Origin of the sequence: Glycomyces algeriensis (genome assembly GCF_027622855.1) — a bacterium.
GTDB lineage: Bacteria > Actinomycetota > Actinomycetes > Mycobacteriales > Micromonosporaceae > Glycomyces > Glycomyces algeriensis.
The window spans coordinates 621408-638853 of sequence record NZ_JAPZVR010000001.1 but is presented as its reverse complement, the minus strand read 5'-3'; the positions used below and the strand labels follow the sequence as shown (position 1 = coordinate 638853).

15 protein-coding genes and 1 pseudogene are annotated in these 17446 nt (G+C 69.1%); 9 read left to right on the top strand and 7 right to left on the bottom strand.

Annotated elements, in window-relative coordinates; all coding sequences use genetic code 11:
- Window positions 1-86 precede the first annotated feature (86 nt).
- Window positions 87-2111: a cellulase family glycosylhydrolase gene (locus O2L52_RS02660; RefSeq protein WP_270113754.1), complete on the bottom strand. Its 2025-nt coding sequence runs from the start codon at window positions 2109-2111 to the stop codon at window positions 87-89.
- Window positions 2112-2483: 372 nt separating this feature from the next.
- Here O2L52_RS02660 and O2L52_RS02655 point away from each other — a divergent pair, with 372 nt between their 5' ends.
- Window positions 2484-4082, top strand: coding sequence for a carbohydrate-binding protein (locus O2L52_RS02655; RefSeq protein ID WP_270113753.1), 1599 nt, complete (start codon window positions 2484-2486; stop codon window positions 4080-4082).
- A 61-nt stretch (window positions 4083-4143) separates the two neighbouring features.
- Here O2L52_RS02655 and O2L52_RS02650 read toward each other — a convergent pair whose 3' ends face one another.
- The 3 genes from O2L52_RS02650 to O2L52_RS02640 form a co-directional block, all read right to left on the bottom strand.
- On the bottom strand, window positions 4144-4611 hold the full coding sequence (locus O2L52_RS02650; RefSeq protein ID WP_270113752.1) for a VOC family protein: 468 nt from the start codon (window positions 4609-4611) through the stop codon (window positions 4144-4146).
- Between the two features lie 161 nt (window positions 4612-4772).
- Entirely contained in the window at window positions 4773-6272 is a 1500-nt protein-coding gene (locus O2L52_RS02645; RefSeq protein ID WP_270113751.1) for a pectinesterase family protein, read from the bottom strand.
- A 194-nt stretch (window positions 6273-6466) separates the two neighbouring features.
- On the bottom strand, window positions 6467-7054 hold the full coding sequence (locus tag O2L52_RS02640; RefSeq protein ID WP_270113750.1) for a hypothetical protein: 588 nt from the start codon (window positions 7052-7054) through the stop codon (window positions 6467-6469).
- A 130-nt stretch (window positions 7055-7184) separates the two neighbouring features.
- On the opposite strand from O2L52_RS02640, the gene O2L52_RS02635 reads away from it, so the two are divergent.
- Both O2L52_RS02635 and O2L52_RS02630 read left to right on the top strand, forming a co-directional pair.
- The gene (locus O2L52_RS02635; protein WP_270113749.1) at window positions 7185-8150 is read left to right on the top strand and encodes a GlxA family transcriptional regulator; all 966 of its coding nucleotides are present in this window, start codon (window positions 7185-7187) and stop codon (window positions 8148-8150) included.
- A gap of 154 nt (window positions 8151-8304) precedes the next feature.
- The gene (locus O2L52_RS02630; RefSeq protein WP_270113748.1) at window positions 8305-10278 is read left to right on the top strand and encodes an ABC1 kinase family protein; all 1974 of its coding nucleotides are present in this window, start codon (window positions 8305-8307) and stop codon (window positions 10276-10278) included.
- On the opposite strand, the gene O2L52_RS02625 is transcribed toward O2L52_RS02630, so the two are convergent.
- Window positions 10275-10865, bottom strand: a complete 591-nt coding sequence (locus tag O2L52_RS02625; protein WP_270113747.1) for a TetR/AcrR family transcriptional regulator — start codon at window positions 10863-10865, stop codon at window positions 10275-10277. The genes O2L52_RS02630 and O2L52_RS02625 overlap by 4 nt on opposite strands.
- An 83-nt stretch (window positions 10866-10948) precedes the next feature.
- On the opposite strand from O2L52_RS02625, the gene O2L52_RS02620 reads away from it, so the two are divergent.
- From O2L52_RS02620 to O2L52_RS02595, 6 genes are all read left to right on the top strand, one after another.
- Window positions 10949-11383, top strand: a complete 435-nt coding sequence (locus O2L52_RS02620; protein WP_270113746.1) for a nuclear transport factor 2 family protein — start codon at window positions 10949-10951, stop codon at window positions 11381-11383.
- An 88-nt stretch (window positions 11384-11471) separates the two neighbouring features.
- Window positions 11472-12317, top strand: a complete 846-nt coding sequence (locus tag O2L52_RS02615; protein WP_270113745.1) for an alpha/beta fold hydrolase — start codon at window positions 11472-11474, stop codon at window positions 12315-12317.
- 340 nt (window positions 12318-12657) lie between these two features.
- Entirely contained in the window at window positions 12658-13527 is an 870-nt protein-coding gene (locus tag O2L52_RS02610) for a hypothetical protein (RefSeq protein ID WP_270113744.1), read from the top strand.
- Between the two features lie 173 nt (window positions 13528-13700).
- On the top strand, window positions 13701-14429 hold the full coding sequence (locus O2L52_RS02605) for a hypothetical protein (protein WP_270113743.1): 729 nt from the start codon (window positions 13701-13703) through the stop codon (window positions 14427-14429).
- Between the two features lie 96 nt (window positions 14430-14525).
- Window positions 14526-15056 (top strand): hypothetical protein, encoded by a 531-nt coding sequence (locus O2L52_RS02600; protein WP_270113742.1) that lies wholly within the window; start codon window positions 14526-14528, stop codon window positions 15054-15056.
- 142 nt (window positions 15057-15198) lie between these two features.
- Window positions 15199-15666 carry a hypothetical protein gene (locus O2L52_RS02595; protein WP_270113741.1) on the top strand — a complete coding sequence of 156 codons (468 nt, stop codon included), beginning with the start codon at window positions 15199-15201 and terminating at the stop codon, window positions 15664-15666.
- Window positions 15667-16404: 738 nt separating this feature from the next.
- Here O2L52_RS02595 and O2L52_RS02590 read toward each other — a convergent pair.
- Window positions 16405-16818, bottom strand: coding sequence for a hypothetical protein (locus tag O2L52_RS02590; RefSeq protein WP_270113740.1), 414 nt, complete (start codon window positions 16816-16818; stop codon window positions 16405-16407).
- 174 nt (window positions 16819-16992) lie between these two features.
- A pseudogene (locus O2L52_RS02585) lies at window positions 16993-17409 on the bottom strand (transposase family protein); the annotation flags it as partial.
- Window positions 17410-17446 lie beyond the last annotated feature (37 nt).

Sequence of the window (17446 nt, the reverse complement as noted above, 5' to 3'; positions counted from 1 at the left end):
CCCGGGTTTCCCCCCACAAAAACTGGTGGCGCCCCAGTCCCCGGGGGCCCCGGGCCCCGGCCCGGGGGCCGCTGCTGTGCGCTAGGTCAGGTGAGCGAGCCGGTGACGTTGCCGCCGGATTCGGTCACGTAGTAAGTGACGGTCTTGCCGCTCCAGAAGTGGAACGTCAGGGTGACCTTCTGGCCGTCGTTCACCTCGCTCCAGAACGCCGTCGGCAGGGTGATCGTGCCGGCGGTGTAGTCGGGGCTGAACGCGCGGGCGAACTCCTTGTAGGAGGTCCAGTTCTGCGGGCCGGCGTTGCTGCCGTCCGCGTACTTCGCCTCCATGGTCGCCAGCTGGTCGCCCTTGAACTGGGTCGGGATCGCGAAGGCGCTCGAGGCGCCGGACGCGGCCGACATGGTGGGCTGGTCGTACGAGATCACGCTGATCCGCCACGGCGCCCCTTGCGAGAACACCGCGTGCAGGTTCGCCTTGACCCCGTAGTTGCGGTCGCCGAGGAGGCTGGTGAGCCTGCTCGCCTTGATCGTGAGCGTGGAGCCCGAGATCGTGTAGTCGGTGCCCTGCACGAGGTTTGTGGAGCCGAGGCGCAGGCCCTGGAACGTGGTGCCGTTCAGGTTCAGCGTCAGCGAGACGTCCGCGACGGTGGCGGTCTTCGCCACGTACACCTGGTCCGTGGAGGCCGTGCCCGAGCGGGTGGTCCAGCTGGCCTTCATCATGTTGTAGAGCTCGGCGTCGCGCCACTGGTAGGTGGCCCGGTTGAAGTGCTGGCCGTTGTCCCACAGCTGGAGGGTGAGCCCCTTCTGCTTCGCGTAGTAGCCGACGTACTCGAAGAACTTGAGCTTCTCGCCCTGCTCGACGGTGCCGGTGTGGGCGTCGAAGCCCAGCAGGCCCCACTCGCCGACGATGACCGGGATGTCGTTCGCGACGAACTCGTTGTAGGCGCGGTCGAAGTACCCCTCGATGTCGGCCTGGACCTCGGCGTTGAACTTCGTGTAGCCCGCGATGTTCACGCTGAACGGCCAGAAGCCGTAGAAGTGGACGGTCGCGGCGATGTTCTCGTCGTTCAGGGCGGTGATCGTGGAGCTCAGCGCGTCGAGGTGGGCCTGGTCGGCGCTGGTGTGCAGGGTCGGCAGGACCAGCACGCGGGTGGCGTTGCCGCCGCCGGTGCCGCGCACGATCTCGTGGAACTGCACGTTGAGGTCGTCAAGGAGGGCCTCGGCGGTCGCGTCGTCCACATTGTTGAACTGCGGCTCGTTGACGCTCTCGAACAGGACCTCCTGCGGCGCGTCGCGGAAGCGGGTCGCCAGCTCGGTCCAGATGGCCTCGTAGCGGGCCTCGACGACCGTGCGGTTCGTGTTCATGTCCGCCATCCAGATCCACGAGTCGTGGTGGATGTTGATGAGGACGTGCAGGTCGGCGTTGAGCGCGTAGCCGACGACCTCTTCGACGCGGTCGAGGTAGGCGTCCTCGACGGCGTACGGGGCGGTCTTCGACTGGTGGTCGTCCCAGGTGATGGGGATGCGGATGCTGTTGTAGCCCTGGGCGGCGACGTTGTCGACCAGCGCCTGGGTGACGCGCGGGTTGCCCCAGGCGGTCTCGTCGGCGCCGACGGAGTCGAGGGTGTTGCCGAGGTTCCAGCCGGGCTCCATGGCCGCGACGGTCTCCATGGCGGTCGATTCACCGGGGGGCGGCGTGGTGGTGGGCGGGGTGCTGGTGGGCTCGCCGACGGTGCCGGTGCAGACGGCGCCGTTGAGCTTGAACTCGGCGGGCACGCCGTTGGAGCCGGACCAGGAGCCGTTGAAGCCGAAGGAGACCGAGCCGTTGGTACTGATGGCGCCGTTGTAGCTCATGTTCTTGGCGGTGACCTGGTCGCCCACGTTCGTGGTGGTGGCGTTCCAGGCCTGGCTGACGCGCTGGCCGTTGGGGAAGGTCCACGCGAGGGACCAGCCGTTGATCGCGTCGCCCAGGTTGGTGATCTTGACGTCGCCGGTGAAGCCGCCGCCCCACTGGCTGGCGACTTTGTACTCTACTTTGCACCCTTCGGCCGCATAGGCGACCGAGGGGACGAGGATGCCGAGACCGGCCGCCATGGTGGCGATCGCCACCGTCACCAGGGCTATCCACCTGCGTGTTCGTCGCTTGACCCCTTGCATGGCACTCCTTCTGTCCACTATGACTGCCGGGAAGGACGCGCGACCGCGCGAGGCCATCGAACATCCTCGATACCACATTAAGTTGGGACACCCAACTTTGTCAATCGCTCCCAATGAAGAGTTTCGAGCGGCCCCGACCAGGCGGAATGAAATTGTCCGCTTTGCACACTTGACAGAAGAAAGCCCTTTCCATACGCTCATGGCAACCGGTTGATCGAAACATTTCGATCTTTGATCATTCGGTTCCCGAGGCCCCCGCACCCTCGGCCTCGGTGCAGCTCGCACACCGTCAATTGGTAGAGCAACAACGACGTTGCGAAGGGAAGCAACATGTCTCGAAGAAGCGTGCGCACCGCGCTCGTGGCCGGGTTCGCCGGCATCATCGCCACGGCGGCCACCCTGGTCGCCATGAACTCGGCCTCCGCCGCCCCCATCCGGTACGAGGCCGAGACCTCGCCGGCGACGTGCTCCGGCACCATCGACTCCAACAACGCCGGGTTCTCCGGCAGCGGGTTCTGCAACACCCCGAACGGGACGGGCGCGACCGCCCAGTTCACCGTGAACGCGGCCAGCGCGGGCACCGCCACCCTTGGCATCCGGTACGCCAACGGCACCACCGCCACCCGCGCCGCGGACATCACCGTCAACAGCTCGGTCGCCCAGTCCGCCAGCGCCTTCGGCGGCACGGGTTCGTGGACCACCTGGTCCACGAAGACCCTGACGGTGCCGGTGAACGCCGGCAGCAACACGATCCGCCTGACGGCGACGAGCGCCGACGGCCTGGCCAACATCGACTTCGTCGACTTCGAGGTCGGCGGCACCGGGCCCACCACGCCGCCGCCCACCGGGAACGCGATCTACGTGGCCCCGGGCGGGACCGACTCGGCCGCCGGCACGGAGGCGAACCCGACCACGCTGGCCTCGGCGCTGAGCCGGGTGAACGCGGGCGGGACCATCTACATGCGAGGGGGCACGTACAACTACTCCTCGACCGTGGTCATCGACCAGGACAGCGGTTCGTCGAGCGCCCGCACGACGCTCGCGGCCTACCCGAACGAGCGGCCGGTGCTGAACTTCTCGGCGCAGTCCGAGGCGTCCGCGAACCGGGGCCTGGCCCTGTACGCGAACTACTGGCACCTCAAGGGCCTCACGGTGGAGCGCGCCGGTGACAACGGCATCTTCGTGAGCGGGAGCAACAACATCCTGGAGCGCACGCTCACCCGCTACAACCGCGACAGCGGCGTCCAGCTCTCGCGCCAGTCCTCGACCAGCACCACGGCCTCGTGGCCGGCGAACAACCTCATCATCAGCGCCGAGTCGCACGACAACGCCGACTCCGACGGCGAGGACGCCGACGGGTTCGCCGCGAAGCTCACCGTGGGTTCGGGGAACGTCTTCCGGTACGCGGTGGCGCACAACAACGCCGACGACGGCTGGGACCTCTACACCTACTCCGACTACGACCCGATCGGGACGGTGCGGATCGAGGACTCGCTGTCGTACCGCAACGGCACCCTCTCCAACGGCACGATCTACAGCAACGGCGACCGCAACGGGTACAAGCTGGGCGGTGAGAACGTGCCGATCAACCACACGGTGGTGCGGAGCATCGCGTTCGACAACGGCCAGCACGGGTTCACGTTCAACTCCAACCCGGGTTCGATCACGATGTCGAACAACCTGAGCATCGACAGCGAGGAGCGGAACTTCCAGTTCGGCGCGGGTTCGCACGTGTTCCGCAACAACACGTCGTGCTTCTTCAGCGGCGGCACGAACGACGCCATCACCGGCAACTCGGACAGTTCGAACCAGTTCTGGTCGGGCTCGAACGGTTCGCGCTGCGCGAACTACTCGGGCGCCCTGGGCTGGTCCTTCGACTCGACCGGCAAGCTCGTGGTGACCTTGGGCGGCAGGGTGGTGACGCTCTAACCTCGACCGCATTCCAGGCGGCCCGTCCGGTATCCGGACGGGCCGCCGCTCTGCGCCCGGGTCAGCCCTGTGCCTGCGCGGCGGCGCGGCGCTCCATCTCCTCGGGCATGACGTCCTCGACATGGCTGGAGACGTGCCACTTGTGGCCCCAGGGGTCCTCGAAGGTGCCGCTGCGGTCGCCGTAGAACTGGTCGGTGACCTCGCTGAGGGACTTCGCGCCCGCGGCGAGCGCGGCGGCGTAGACCGCGTCGACGTCCTCGACGTAGACGTGGAGCGACACGGGCGATCCGCCGAAGTGCCCCGGGGCGTAGGCGTCCATCTCGGGGTACTCGTCGGACAGCATGACCATCGAGTCGCCGATCTCGAGCTCGGCGTGGCCGACGCCGGTGCCGTCGCGGCCGGCCATGCGGCCCCGCTCGCCGGCGCCGAACACGGTCTTGTAGAACTCGATGGCCTCGGCCGCGCCCTGGACGTGCAGGTACGGCGTCACCCGCGGGTACTCGTCGGGTATCGGTTTCGGTTTGGACATGCGCTGCCTCCTTCATCGACCGGGCGCTGCGCGTCCCGGTTCGCGGCTACTGGCGGTGCTTCCAGACAACCACCGGGCGCGGCCGGGCGGGCGCGGTTCGGCGCAGAAACCGGACGCGAAAGCGGCCCGTCCGGTCCGGACGGGCCGCTCTGGCGCTCGGGTCAGCGGATCGGGTTCCAGCCGTCGCTGCCGCGCAGGTAGTCGGCGGGTTCGTAGTTGGCAGCGTCGCCGGAGGACATCTGCGGGCGGTTGGCGTTGACCGTGGCGCCCGGACCGGTGTTCCGGTACTCGCTCAGGCGCGCGTCCTCCCAGGCCAGGCCCGACATGTCGGACCACGGTTCGGCGGTGCGGAAGTGCGCGCCGAGGTTGGACTCGCGGTAGAGGACCTGGCCGCGCGCGGTGGTGGAACCGCCTGCGGGCCAGGGCCGGCCGAGGTAGACCGAGTTCGCCGGGGCGTTGCTGGTCATGTCGCACTGGTAGAACAGCAGGCCGTACGGGTTGGTGATCTCGGTGCTCGCGGCGGTCACATAGCCGTTGTTGGAGGTCGAGCCGCGGCTGAGGGAGTGGATGCGGCAGTCGTCGAACACGGCGGTGCCGCGGCCGAAGATGAAGTCGACGTCGCCTTCCACGTAGCAGTTGTGGTAGTACTGCCGCGAGACCGCGGTGGCCGAGGACGAGTCGGTCAGGAGCGTGTCCTGGTTGCCGAGGAAGCGCACGTTGTCGAAGACCATGCGGTCGCCCTGGACCTTGACGGCGACGGCCTGGCTGTTGCCGTTCGCGGCCTCGTCGTAGGTGTTGGCGAAGGTCAGGTCCTCGGCGGTGAAGTTCGCGCCCTGCAGGAGCACGCTCGCGCTGCCGCTGGTCCCCCAGGTGCCGCCGGAGCCGTTGTCGCAGCCGGCGCACCGGTTCTCGTGGATGACGACATCGGCGGCGTTGCCCGTGGCGCCGATGAAGGTGATGCCGGTCTTGGAGGAGGGCACCGTGACGGCGCCCTTGTAGGTGCCCTTCTTGATGAGGATGGTCGAGCCGGAGGGCGCGGCGTTCACGGCCGCCTGCACGCTGGCGTGGGTGCCGCTGCCGTCGAGGGCGACCACGAAGTCGGCCTCAACGTCACCGCCCGCGGGGATCAGCTCCCACTGCTGGTTCGCCGCGCCGGTGGCGGTGTACTGCGAGATGCGCGCGCCCTGGGCGGTGGACCACTCCCACACGTCGAGGGCCTTGCCGGAGGCGCGGTTGACGATCGTGGCGTAGCCGCCGCTCTCGGTCACCTTCCACTGCTGGTTGGCGGAGCCGGCGTCGCCCCACTGCTGGACGGTGGCGCCGTCGGACTTGCTCGCGCCGGCCACGTCCAGGACCATCCCGGAGTGCCGCACCTGGATCTTGACGTAGCCGCCGCCTGCGTCCACGAAGCGGAACTGCTGGTCCTGGGAGCCGTTGGCGGCCCATTGGACGAGTTCGGCGCCGCTCGCGGTGGAGGCGGCGCGGATGCCCATGACGAGCCCCGAGTGGCGGGACTCGAGCTGGTACCAGACGCCGGTCTCCACGGCCTGCGCGCCGGTCGTGACGACGAAGGCCCCGGCCGCGGCGATCACGCCGCTCAGGACGGCGGCCAGCAGCGCCGCCAGGCGCCGCCCGCGGCGCGGGCGGCTATCGATGTTCATTGACATGTCGACTCCAGGGGAGGGCCGGTCGCTGAGACATGCCGGGTCTTTCCTCAGCAATCCGGGCATTTATATTTGTCAATGCGATCATAGGGCAATCGCTTCCCAAAACCAACCCCCGCAAGTGGACGAGAACGGACCCGGCCGAAGCCGGGTCCGTCCCCGCTCGACTGCCGATACCGCGGCTGCGGCGGTCAGTTCTGGAGGGCGACCGCGATCATCGCAACGGCGACGAGGGTGTCCAGGACGACGCAGAACTCCGCGAGGGAGCGGGAGACGACCCGCTCGGTGCGGTGGTGCCACACGTCCCACGCGGCGTGGCCGAGCAGGCCGGCCGCCACCAGGTAGAGGCCGAGGTCCCCGCCGACGAGCAGGACCGCGACGGCGAGCCCGCCGAAGCCGGCCATGGCCAGGCTCTGCAGCGGCAGGCCCTCGGCGGGGCGCGCGGCGCCGCGCAGCAGGCCGAACGCGGCGAAGCCGACGCCGATGGCGACGAGCGCCCAGATGGCGAGCGGCGCCTCGAAGGCGGTGAACCCGGCCGCGCCGATGACGACGAACGACAGGAAGAACACCGGCCAGGCCGCGCCGCGCTTCTGGAAGGCGGCCGAGCCGAGGTACACGAACCCGGAGGCGGCGAGGACGGGCGCGGTGTCGGCCCCGGAGGTCGCCCCCCAGGCCACGAAGGCGGCCATGACGACCCCGGCGACGGTGGGCCAGCGCCGCAGGGCGGCGCGGAGCGGATGGGTCGAGCGCGGCACGGTTGCGGCGGATGTCGTGGTCATGGCGGCACTCCATACCTAGAGGGGGTATCTGATGGATCCACCTTCGCGCGTCCCGTCGGGCCGGTCAACCGAGCCGGATCGGCAGGTCCGAAATCTTGGCATCGTGGTCTTCCAGACCTAGGGTGGAGACATGGCACACCACCGCGTGGTCGTCGTCGGCTACGACGACGCCGAACTCCTCGACATCGCCTGCGTCACGACCACACTGGACGCCGTCCGCATGATCGACCCCGAGCTGGGCTACGACCTCGCGCTCGCGACACCGGGCGGGCGGCCGATCACCTGCTCGACCGGGCTGGTCCTCAACGGCCAGGCCGCACTGGAGCGGCTGCGCGGTCCGATCGGGACGCTCGTCGTGTCCGGCGGACTCGGCCACGAGCGTGCGGCCGGGGACGAGCGGTTCGTCGGCCACGTGCGGCGGCTCGCCCGCGAGAGCGAGCGCGTCGCGTCCCTGTGCACCGGCGCGAGCGTCCTGGCTGCCGCGGGCCTCCTCGACGGGAAGCGCGCAACCACCCACTGGCACTTCGCGAAGCGCCTCGCCGAGCAGTACGAGCAGGTCGAGGTGGACGCGCGCCCGATCTGGATCCGGGACGGGAACGTCTACACCGCAGCCGGAGTCACCAGCGCGCTCGACCTCGCGCTGTCGTTCATCGAGGCCGACCACGGGCCGGACCTGGCCCGCTGGGTGTCGCGGGCCATGGTCACCTACCTGCACCGGCCGGGGAACCAGGCGCAGATGAGCATGTTCACGGCCGCGCCGGCGGTCGACCACGACCTGGTCCGGAAGGTCACCGACCACGTGAGCGGGCGGCTCGACGCCGATCTGTCCACTGAGGCACTGGCGGCGGTGGCGCGGGTGAGCCCGCGGCACCTGACCCGGTTGTTCCGCGCGCATCTGCGGCAGACGCCGGGCCGGTTCGTCAGGCAGGCGCGGGTCACGGCGGCGGCGCAGCTGCTCGAGACGACCGATCTGCCGGTGGCGCGGGTGGCGTCGCGCTGCGGGTTCGCTTCGGCGGAGGCGCTGCGCCAGGCCTTCGCGCGCGAGTACGGGATCGCGCCGTCGCAGTACCGGGCCGTGGCTGCGACTGCGCATTGAACAACCCCGCATTGAACGACCGCGCGTTGAGCAACCGCGCACTGACAACCGCGGGGTGAGGTGGGCGGCGCGGCGGTGCAGTAACCTGTGGCGGCATCGGAACCAGGGGTGTGAGCGCCCCTGACCTCGACCCGAAGGGCCCCGCGTCGTGATCGTGCTGCTCGTAACCGTGTTCGGCCTCGCGGTCAACACCACGCTCGTCGCGTACACCGCGACCCGGCTGCTGGACGTGCGGTACACGTTGTGGCGGTTGGTGTTCGTCAGCGTCGTGAGCCAGTCGATCGTCCAGTACGGACTCGTGCCCACCCTGTTCGCGCCCTTCGACGGGACCACGCCGAGCCCCGATGAGACGGCCGGAGCGGTGGCGCTGCTGGCGCTCGCGTTCGTCTGCGCGCCGGTGATCGCGATGATCATGCTGGTGGTGTGGGAGGCGGTGCTGCCCACGGGCGCGGTGCCGCCGGTGCGCAGCTGGTTCAAGGGTGTGCGCGCCCGGCTGCGGCGCACCCGCCGGTACCTGCAGATCCTCGCGATCGCGTCCCGGCACGGCCTGTTCGGGCTGCTGCGGGGCCGCCGCCAGCTGGGCCAGGGTCCCGAGCAGGCGCGGTCGCTGCGCCTGGCGCTGGACGACGCGGGCGTCACGTTCGTGAAGCTCGGTCAGATCCTCTCCACCAGGCGCGATCTGCTGCCGCCCGCGTACATCGCGGAGCTGGCGAAGCTGCAGGACCAGGCCGCGCCGATCCCGGGTGCGACGGCCGCCGAGCTGGTCGAGACGGCGATCGGCGCACCGGTCGGCGAGGTGTTCTCCCGGTTCGATCCCGAGCCGATGGCCGCCGCGTCGATCGCGCAGGTCCACAGTGCCGTGCTGCACGGCGGGCAGGCGGTGGTGGTGAAGGTGCGCCGCCCCGGGGCCGCGCAGGCCGTGGAGCGCGACCTCGACATCATCGGGCGCCTCGCGCACCTGCTGGACCGCCACACCGCTTGGGGCCGTTCGATGGACGTGCTGGGGCTGGCCGCCGGGTTCGCGACGGCGCTGCGCGAGGAGGTCGACTTCACCGTGGAGGCCCGCAACCTCGCGCAGGTCGCGGTCGCGCACGACCGGCGCCGCGCCGCGGTCGGCGTCCCCCGGCCGCACCCGGACCTCTCCGATGAGGGCGTGCTGGTCATGGAGCGGCTCTCGGGCGTGCCGCTCGCGACCGCCGGTCCGGTGCTGGCCGAGCGCGGGCTGGAGCCGGGCCCGCTCGCGGCCTCGCTGCTGCGCGAGATGCTCGACGAGGTCATGATCGACGGGATCTTCCACGCCGATCCGCATCCGGGCAACCTCCTGCTGCTCGACGACGACCGGTTGGGGCTCATCGACTTCGGGTCGGTGGGCCGGCTCGACCGGGAGCTGCGCGCCTCGCTCCAGGCGATCCTCACGGCCGTGGACCGGCAGGACGGGCCGGCGCTCGCCGACGCCTTCATCGGCGTCTCGGCCAGGCCCGACGAGCTCGACCAGGCCGCGTTCGAGCGCGCGCTCGGCGCGTTCATGGCCCGCCACCTGATGGCCGGCACCGCACCGGACCTGCGGATGTTCACCGAGCTGTTCCGGATCATCGCCAAGTACCGCATCGCGATCCCGCCGGAGCTCGCCGCGGTGTTCCGCGCACTGGCCACACTGGAGGGCTGCCTCACCGCGATCGACCCGGGCTTCGACCTGGTGACGCAGGCGCGCAGCGTCGGCGAGGCGTACGCCGAGCAGCACCTGCGCCCGGCCGCGGTCAAGGACATGCTCGCCGAGGAGGCCGCCGACCTCCTGCCGGTGCTGCGCAAGCTCCCCCGCCGCCTCGACCGCCTGGCCGCCGCGGCCGAGGCCGGGCGGCTCACCGCGAACTTCCGGTTGTTCTCGCGCGCCGAGGACCGCCGCGCCATCACCGACTGGCTGCACCAGGTCCTGCTCACGGTGCTCGCCGCCGCCGCGGGCGTGATGTCCGTGATGCTCATCGGGATCGAGACCGGTCCGTCGCTCACCGACGACATCGGCCTCTACCAGTTCCTCGGCCTCGCGCTGCTGCTGATCGCCTCGATCATGGCGCTCAGGGTCCTGGCGGACATCTTCACGAAGCCCCGCGACCGGGACGACGCGCGCTAGCGGAACCCGTTGGGCCGCATGCCCTCGAAGAGGAGGTCGAGCGCGCGGCGGCGGAACTCCGCGTTCCAGCCGTCCGCGATCGCCTCCTGGCACACCGCGGCGAGCAGCGCGATGAGCTCGTCGGTGGTCAGGTCGTTGCGGACGGCACCGCCGTCGCGGGCCCGCTCGAGCAGCACCTCGACGGCAGGGCGCAGGCGCACCAGGGCCTCCGCGACCCGCACCTGAACGCCGGTCTCCGCCAGGCGCTCGAAGACGGCCCGGTGGCTCGCGCCGGCGTCCATGACGAGCGTGCAGAACTCGAACAGGGCGGACACCGCGCCCTCGTCGCGGACCATCGCGTCCGCTTCGCCGACGATCCGGTCCTGCAGGTTCATGACCACGGCCTTGAGCAGGTCGGGCTTGGTGGGGAAGTGCCGGAAGACCGTACCGATCGCGACCCCGGCGCGCGCGGCGACGGCGTCGGTCGCGGCTGACGCGCCCTGCTCGGCGAACACCGCCTCGGCCGCTTCCAGGATCCGCGCGCGGTTGCGGAGCGCGTCGGCCCGCAGCGGCCGCTCTCCTTTGGGCGCCAAGCCGTCTCGGCTCATCCGAAAATCCTCCTTGCCAAAATGAGTCGCACTCATTATATTCGAAGTCGAGTCTTACTCAGCTTACTTCAGGAGGCACCACCATGTCCCACGCGACTCCCCTCGAGGTCTACCGGCAGATGCAGGAGGCCGTGCTCCGCGAGGACGGCGCCACCCTCCTCCCCGCCGAGCTGCTGGCCGACGACATCGTCGTCGAGACCCCGTTCTCCCCACCGGGCATGCGCCGCTACGAGGGCCGCGAGGCGTGGCTGGCGTTCTACGCGAGCCGCCCGCTGCCGTTCCGGTTCGAGGAGTTCCGCGAGATCACCACCCTCGCGACCGCCGACCCCGAAGTCCTCGTCGTCGAATACGAGCTCACGGGCACGGTCACCACCACCGGCCTCGCCGGATCGGCGGCCTTCATCGCGATCCTCCGCGTGCGCGACGGCAGGATCCTGCTCTGGCGCGAATACCAGGACGTCATGGCCATCACCCAGGCACTGAGCCTGCGGCCGGAGGACCTCGGCGGCGGCGCCTAGACGCTCCCGCATGGACCGATGAGTTTCGGACCCGCGCCTCGTCGGCATGAGTGCGGCCCCTAGGCCGCCTCAACCGAAGGAGTCATGCATGTCCGAGAACGTCACGCTCGGGGTCGAGCACTTCGGCGACCCCGCAGCGCCTCTCGTCCTGCTCGCGGGGAACCCGACCATGCTCTCGTGGCCCGACCCGCTCTGCCAGGCGCTCGCGAACGGCGGACGCCACGTCGTGCGCTACGACCTGCGCGACAGCGGCGCCTCCACCACCGTCGACCCCGACGCGCCCGGCTACACCCTGCGCGACCTCGCCGCCGACGCCGCCCGCCTCGCCCGCGAACTCGACCCGCGGCCCGCGCACCTGGCGGGCATCGGCGTCGGCGGCCTGGTCGCCCAGGTCGCCGCGCTCGACCACCCCGACGCGTTCGCGGCCCTCACCCTCGCCGGGACCCGGCCCGTCGCACCGGGCCCGGTCGACCCGGACCTGCCCGACCATGACGGGGAGACCATGGGCCTGCTGTTCTCGCGCCCGATGCCCGACTGGTCCGACCGGGACGCCGTGGTCCGCTTCGTCGCCGCCGGCGCGGCGATCCTCGGCGACGACCCCGAAGCCGCCCGCACCCGCGCCGAACGCGTCTTCGACCGCGCCGCGAGCAAGGAGCCCGCCGTCCAGTCGGCCAACCACCTGGGCACGGTCTTCGCCAAGCTCGACTGCACGCCGCGCTGGCGCGAGCGCCTCCCCGAACTCGCGGTGCCGACCCTCGTGGTCCACGGCCGCCACAACCGGTTCTTCCCGCTCGGCAACGGCGAAGCCCTCGCCCGCGAAATCCCCGACGCGCGCCTCCTCGTGCTCGACGACGCGGCGACCGCCCTCCCTGACGACACCGTCGATGCAGTGGCGGCGGCGATGCTCGCGCTCATCCGTACCGGCCACGGATAAATCAGCCCAATGACTTGTACGAGGTGCGGTTGACGCTGGAGTTGCGGGGGTTGGCGCGGGCGGCGGCGGATCCGGAGGGCAGATCGTGGTCGGCCGGGCGCGTTCGAAGACGACGCGGTCGAAGAACCGCAGCCGTGGCGGGCGTGGATGAGCACGCGGCCGCACCCGGTGAGGCCCGGGATCGCCTGGACGGCGTTCTCGCCGACGTGATGGCATAGGGTCAGCGACTTTGGTTGACTACCAACAGATTTGTCTCCGGCATGTCCACCAAGGGCTGTCGGGGACTCGAACCAGTCGAGCGGGACCCTCTTTGTGGGGTGCATGTCCGTATCCTTTACGGATGTGGTGGTGGCTGGCGGGTGCAGGCCTCGTCGCGGCCGGGATCGCCTTCGTGCAGTCGCTTACCGCGGCACAGTTGGGAGCCGTGACGCTCGTACGGGCCGCGATCGTCCTGGCCCCCACGGGGCCTGGACCCGACGCCGTGTTCGGGCCGATCGTGGACCGGCCGCAACTCGCGCGCGGACTCATCGGTCACCTCGCAATACCGGTGAGCCTGGGATTCTTCCTGTCGCTCGCGGCCGCACCGGTCGTGGGCAACACCACGGCGCTGATGCTCAAGCACGGAACGGGGTACACGGCGACGTGGACCGAGCTCTACCCCGGGCCTGGCCGATGGCTCATCGGTGCCGCCCTGTTCGCGGTCGTCGCCGCACACGCTGCCACCCACGTCGCCTTGGACATGCACCTGCGCGGTTGGAACCTGGTGCGAAACACAGGGTGGCTCTGGTGGGCCGGGGCGCTTCCCGGACTCGCGCTGTTCGCGTGGGCGTGGCGGTCGATCACCGGCGCCGACGCGCTCACCGCCGCAGTCGCCCTGGCGGCAATGTCGCTCGCGCTGGCCTGGACGGCGAACCGAGCAGTGTGGAGCTGCTACACGGAGATGGGTTTCGCGCCGCCGACGGTCACCGCTGCTGGTGCGACCAACCGTTCTCGTGTGGCGGCCCGGCTCGGGACCTGGCTGCTGATCCTGACCGGTGCCGCGCTTGCGGCGTTGGTGCGCGGACTCGACATCGGCGCGTACGGCACTGGGCCAGGCATAGCCCTGCTCACGCCGGCGGTGATTCTGGTGGCGACCGTTGTCAAGGGCTTGATCGGCGACGTCGGTGAGGCCACCGCCCGCCGCCACGGGCTCCCGTTTCATAGGGACTAGGTCAGCACAATTGAAGTCTGCGGCGGCTCCTTGGGTGCGTTTGGCTGCTGCAACCGGGCCGCCGAGTGCTGACTCAGCGGGATTGTGATTGCACCGTTCCATCCCGGCTCGTTGAGTACCGGATTGCAGGTTGTCGAATTGCAGGGCGATCCGTGTCGCGGGCCGCCCCTACGATGGGTTCACCGCCTAGAAGATCAGGACCCCGACGATGTCGAATCGATCGTTCGCTGACGAACTCCCCGATCGCCTGGCCCGCAAGCTCCGACGCAAGCGGAACTGGAAGGATTTTCGGGGCACCTCGCATCGCCCTGCTCATCGCCCTCGCAGCGGGTCTTGCCGGGCTCTGGGCCTACCTCGCCTGGCCGCCTTCGCTCCCCGAGACCAACGCGCATCTGGAGGACTTCTGCTCGGACCGCGAAACCGTCTTCGACGAATCACCGCGCCTTGAGACGACCCAAGCGCCGTCGATCGTGTACTGGATCGACAAGAACACCGGCATGCACGACAATTCCAACCTGAAGGACGAGACCGAACCGAACCAGGGGTACACGGACGAGGAACTGGCCGGCGCGGAACTCATCGCATGCGGCACCGCGAATCATGCTTACGAGGTGGATGTCTGCCCGTACGAGGGCGACGTCGAAGTGGGTGTCTACGCGGTCGACTTCGTGTTCGAGGTCTACGAGGCCGCCACTCATGAACAGGTCGGTGAGATCGTCGTGAAGAACACCGAAGAGCCAAGCTCGGAAGGCGGAGGACAACCCCCAATCCCCGGCGAGGAGCCGGACTCCTGGGGCTGCCCGATGTACATCCAGGAAGGCAACTCAATCCTCCGGGAGCCGAAACCGGACGAAGTCGACGCGGCTATGACCGCTTTCGCTGCAGCGCATGGCGAAGCCTGATTCAATGGCGAGTCGGTGACCGGCCGTCTTTCCACCGTCTGGTGGAGGGCCATACTCGTCGGCGAGGCACGACGAACCGACGGCAAGGCAGGGAACATGACACCGCAGGGGCCCCGGACCTACCAATGGCACCTCACCGCGGACGGCACGGCGATCAAGGCCTACCCGAAGGCGCTGGACCACTCGAACCCGCAGCAGGAGACACCGAACGGCCTGAAGTACCTCCGCTACGCCACCACGCGGCGCCTGGCGCTTACGGATTTGTACGCTGTCGAGGACGCCCTCGACGCGTCCGCCGCGCGATACGAGCGCGTGGCGCGAGCGGTGGCCCTCACGGGCGTGGTCGGGCTGGCCGCGATGATCTGCGGCTGGATCGTCCTCCCCGCCATCGGCGTCGACGGCGACTGGACGCAGGCGCTGCGCGTCACCTCGATCCCGGTCCTGGCGGCCGGCGTCGCGGGCGTGATGTTCACGCCCCCGTCGATGCGCCGCAGCATCAACCGCATCCGCACCGAAGGGGGCCTCGACGTCTCGGAGCCCAGGGTCCTCAGGGAGGACGAAGCGCTGGCCCTGCTCCACGCCCCAGGGACGGTGTCCGGCCCCGCCATCGAAAGCGGCACCCGCTGACGAGGGGCTACATTTCTGGGGTGGCAGGGTGGGAAGCACTGTCGAGGGCCGTCTGCGCGAAGCAGATTCGTTGAGGTGAGCACACCAGACACTGACGCGCCCATCTGCGTCCGGTGTTGGGGTTGTCGGCGAGAATCGGCGGATGAGCCGTTACGAGTACCCTCCGGTCGACCAGATTGACCCGTTCGACATGCACCGCGGCGAGCCGCAGTTCATCGTGTTCGGGTCGAACCGTGTCTCGTATGCGACGACCGAGCGCCCCGACCGGCTCGGGTTGGCGCTCGAGGAATGGATTCCGATGGGCTACAACGTGCTCGCGTTCGCGCAGAAGGCCGCGGTCTACCGCAATCGGAGGTTGGAGCGGTCATGGCCGCTGGTCGTGTCCGAACCGGATCCGCCCGAGGAGGACTCGGAGCCGTGGCGGCTCGCCGGGTACCGGTGGCAGCACGCATCATGCGGGTATCGGATCTCGGTCGCGGGCGACGAGGTCGGCCACCGCTTGGAAGACGGGGCGTACGACCCGGTGGCAGCGGCCGAGACCGCCGCCAAGTCGTCGGTCGCCGGCCGGTCCGCACTGTGGTTCGTGTACGAGGTCGCGAACTGGCACTGACTCCGGGCGCCTGCTTCAGCCCCGGCGCCGGCTCGAGATCAGCAGTTGCCTGGGCGGCCCAGAGGCTCGCTCCAGGAGCTGGTCCGTTTGCGGGCGGCGGCTTTTGTGGTCCTCTTCGCCGGTGTCTTCCGCGTGGCCTTCTTCGCCGATTTCTTGGCGGTCTGCTTCCGTGCGGTAGCCAGCGGATTGCGGCCAGGGTCGGCCTGCTCCACCGACTGCTTCAAAGCGTCCAGGATGTTCGTGACCTTCGCCGGGTTTCGGTCTTGCCCTTGGTCGCCGGGCGACCCTCGGCTTTCGCTTCGATCAGTTCGTCCAGCGCCTGCTGGTACTCGTCGAAGTACTACTCGGGGTCCCAAGTCGCCAGTGCGCATGTCGATGAGCTGCGCCATCTCAAGCTCGGACTGCGGGGGCGGATGTGAAACGTGAGTTTTCGTCGGCAGTGCGCGCGCCTATGCTCGAGAACGTGGACCTTCCGCTCTACCCGCACCGATGCTGCCTGCCGCGGGGAAACTTCCAACCGGGCCAGGTTGGTCATCCGAGGTGAAATGGGACGGGATTCTTTACCGGACTTGACCGACAGGTATCTGGCGTTCAAGGACTCTCGTTGGAGCGGGCGGTGGGCAGCCGATGCCGTACGCGCTCGGCCTAGTCTGATTGGGACAGTACACCGCGGTGGTATCCGGCACCTAAAGCTTGTCCCGCTATTGAGGAACGGTTGTCGCATCGGTGGTTCGCGGGTCAGGTGAGTTCGGCAAACTCGTCCTCGCCTGGTCGCCACACCGTCCAGCTGCGGTCCTTGAAACCGGAGAGCATGGCAATCTCTGGTCCTGCGAGTTGATCGGATGTCGGATTGAGTGCGATTGCCCCGGTCCGCAGTTCAATGACCAGGCCGGTGCCCACCGCTGCGGTGGCGTCGCACACACTCTCGTCGATAAAAGCCCTGAGCGCGTCGGCAAATCCGGGGCTGCCGTCTACGAGTTCGGCAGCGCCCGGAGGGAACTTCGCTACCCCAGGCATGACGTAGCAGGTAAGCACGGGCGAATCTACGGAGCCCTCGAAGTGCAACTGCACATAATCCCGCACAAACTGCACCGAGCACAGCTCGCATCCGACAAGCCGGTCCAGCAGATTCTCGATCTGACCGTCGCTCATCACCATCACCCCTTGCCCTGCGCCCAATGGCCAATCCATGCCACGCCAACCAGGTTAGGCGAGTCCCGCCTCAGCTCCGAAGTGGCATTGAGTGCGAATTCCGACTCGCCGTTCATCCGAGCCTGGCGAGGTTGTGGAGACGGGCGATGCCGCTCACCGCGACCGCGACACCGTCGTGTCGGCATCGATGACAACCTGGTGGTTGGTCGAGTATCGGTAGTTCTTGCTGGGCGCAGCGATGGTCCGGTCACGGGTAAGAACCAGCGTGCCATCCACGATCAGCACCGTTCCCTTCACAAACCGCTGGCGCGGCCGCAGAGCCAGCTTCGGGCCCAAGTGGTCGATGATGCGGTCGGCGGCTGACTTCGAAATCCCGAACAGGGGCGCGAGCTGACGAAGGGTCAAGTTCGTCCGCCAGTAGGCGGCAACCAGCAGAATGCGGTCGGCTAACGGCAGGCTCCAAGGCCGACCCGGCCGAGGCGCGTTGACACCCTCGCGTTCGAGCTGTCGCACCAGACGAGAGAACACTCCAGGCGTCAACCCCGAGAACGGCTCGATCCAGCACTCCTCAGAAGCCGTCACCACACCCACCCGGACATCATAAGTCGTTGGGCCACAGGCGATAACG